The organism is Synechococcus sp. R8-2 (assembly GCF_047461715.1).
In the GTDB taxonomy this organism is placed as follows: domain Bacteria; phylum Cyanobacteriota; class Cyanobacteriia; order Thermostichales; family Thermostichaceae; genus Thermostichus.
The window spans coordinates 1-2,301 of the sequence record NZ_JANSHQ010000433.1 but is presented as its reverse complement, the minus strand read 5'-3'; the positions used below and the strand labels follow the sequence as shown (position 1 = coordinate 2,301).

General features: G+C 57.1%; 3 protein-coding genes. 2 read left to right on the top strand and 1 reads right to left on the bottom strand.

The genetic code is table 11. The annotated features are described in order from the left end of the window. Positions 1-227: 227 nt before the first annotated feature. Positions 228-446, bottom strand: a complete 219-nt coding sequence (locus tag NW819_RS10425) for an Hfq-related RNA-binding protein (RefSeq protein ID WP_041437389.1) — start codon at positions 444-446, stop codon at positions 228-230. A 406-nt stretch (positions 447-852) separates the two neighbouring features. On the opposite strand from NW819_RS10425, the gene gvpA reads away from it, so the two are divergent. Both gvpA and gvpC read left to right on the top strand, forming a co-directional pair. Beyond that, entirely contained in the window at positions 853-1,071 is a 219-nt protein-coding gene (gvpA, locus tag NW819_RS10420; protein WP_011429717.1) for a gas vesicle structural protein GvpA, read from the top strand. Between the two features lie 289 nt (positions 1,072-1,360). Then, positions 1,361-2,301: gas vesicle protein GvpC (gene gvpC, locus NW819_RS10415; RefSeq protein WP_414413695.1), on the top strand; the 941-nt coding region annotated here is incomplete at its 3' end.

Below are 2,301 nucleotides of genomic sequence, written 5' to 3'. Positions count from 1 at the left end.
AAGGCCTACGGCCCGCTGACGCAGTTGCAACAGCGTTGCGGAGCAATGGGGGACGGCTTTGGGATAGACTCAGGGCGACGGCAGGGTAGTCAACCACTCCAAAAACCCAGCAGGAGTGGGTCAACTGGAGAAAACTGCCCTCAGAGGGAGACAGAAAAGCCCTGAGTTGTTGTAAAGATTTATTCAAAAATTGGGAAGAAGAGCTGTACAGGGATCCGGAGCAGTACTTAAGACTGAGGCCTGACCTTGATGAAAGCAATGGCAGACCGCCACAGCAGCGACTCCCGCCCCTCGGCATCGGCTAAACAGAGGCAATCGGGATCCTGCCAGCGCAACTGGCCGACGAAGACATCTCCGGTATTGAGTTTGACCTCGAGGGTTTCCCGATCCTTGATGACCTTCTGCAGGCGACGCACGCTCGGGATCCCGGTGTTGAAATCGGTCACGACAGCCCTATCAGCCAGCGAGAAACGGTATGTCAGCAAGCCCACTGCCCCCAGTATAGGGGATCCCTGCCGCTTCCCACTGCCCCTCCACCACACTTCCACAACTTGGGCTCAAAACTCGCCCTCATCTTTGCCCATTTTTTCTGCTGGCGAGTACTATGTAGGGGGGATGGCGCTTAGAAAAGCGGTAAACCTTTCGAGTTCGCCGTCTTTTTTAAGCGAATCTACGGGTGTTCTCCCCGAAAAAAGCCAGCACAATAGGGCTAGGGTGATAGAGGGTGCGGCTGTCGCCCTAGGGAAGGTGAATCCTCAGCTGGGATCCCTTCTACATGCCATTTTGCCGCCGAGTTGTCTGTCCTTTTCAACCCTCATCAGTATCAGCAGTATCAGTGCAGGAGAGATCGTTATGGCAGTAGAGAAAGTGAACTCCTCGTCCAGCTTGGCCGAAGTGATCGATCGCATCTTGGATAAAGGTATCGTGGTCGATGCCTGGGTGCGGGTTTCTTTGGTTGGGATCGAGCTGTTGGCCATTGAAGCCCGCGTCGTTGTGGCTTCCGTGGAAACCTACCTGAAGTACGCTGAGGCTGTGGGTCTGACGGCTACTGCTGCTGCTCCTGCCGTCTAAATCTGCCTAACCAAAATCACTCAACCAAGGAAAGTGCCCACAACCCTCTCGCCTTGAGCATCGCAATGGTTGGATGAGTTATGCTCTCTGGGCGGAGGCGTAGGAAGCTAGCCGTCGGAAAGCGAGGCAGGGATCCACCGCCGGTCTCTGCCTTGCTTCTGCGGGTTTTGTTCGAGGATTGAGTCTTGCAGCCGCACTGAGCTACAGGTTGGCAGTGCCATCGAGTTGGGAACAGGCAGAGAAGCTGTATCCACCCAAGCATTGAAAACGACGTGAGGGATTGGAGATCATGAGTTTGCAGGAACAATGGGCCATAGCTCGCAGCCGGCGGGTGACTCAAAACCGAAGTTTGTTAAGCCGATCCCGGCAGCAGCGTCTAGAGCAGCACCAAGCCCTGATGGTTGAGCTGGGGCAGCGCCGCCAGCAACGACAAGAAGCAATACGGCACCAGACGGAGCAAACCCGCAGCCAATTGCAGAAACTGAGGCAGGAGCGGGCTGTGAGGCGATCCCTGGACGAATGCTTCCGTTCGGAAGCGGCGGCTCAGCGGGCCAAGTCGGTGGCAGAGAGTCTGGCTCGCCTGGAGCAGGAACGAGCTGCTCAATTGGAAGTCAGCCGGCAGCAATTGCAGGCTTTCCGGGCTAACTTGACTGCGGCTGTGGAGCATTTGCTGAGCACCTATACGCAGGCTCGGCAGGCGATGGCCGACAAAACTCAGCAAGCGCGGCAGTCTTTTTGCGCCGATTTGCGGCAGTGGGTACAGGCTCTCCGGCAAATGGCTCGACAGGAGCTGGCTCAGATGGCTCAGGAACAGCAAGCCCAGGCCCAGGCCCTGCGGGGATCCCTGGCCACTTTCCGGGCGGAGTTGCATAAGCAGGTGTGGGGCAATGGGATCCCTGACCTCATCCCAGAACCTGAAGTCTCCACTTCCAGTGCAAGCTCTAACAGTGCCGTTGCGACTGCCGGTGAGACTGCTTCCGACTCAACGCCTGTAGCCGAAGGTCAAACCCCGGTGGAGCCGTCCGCCCCGGTCTCTGTTTCCCAACCCCCAGGGGGTTTGACAACGCTCGAACCCCCTGAAGTTCCGCCTACTGTTGAGAAACAGGTGGATCCCATCCTTGACTATGTCAACAAGTATGTGAGTGATCTACAAGCGCAGGATCCCAACTTGACCCTGCTGCAGGTAATTGGGGATCGGGAACGGGTGCGGGATTTGTTGGCCCGCGGCGC

Bases quoted from the DNA above. Each gene is read 5' to 3' on its own strand.
- gvpA (WP_011429717.1), top strand. From the start codon at position 853: ATGGCAGTAGAGAAAGTGAACTCCTCGTCCAGCTTGGCCGAAGTGATC.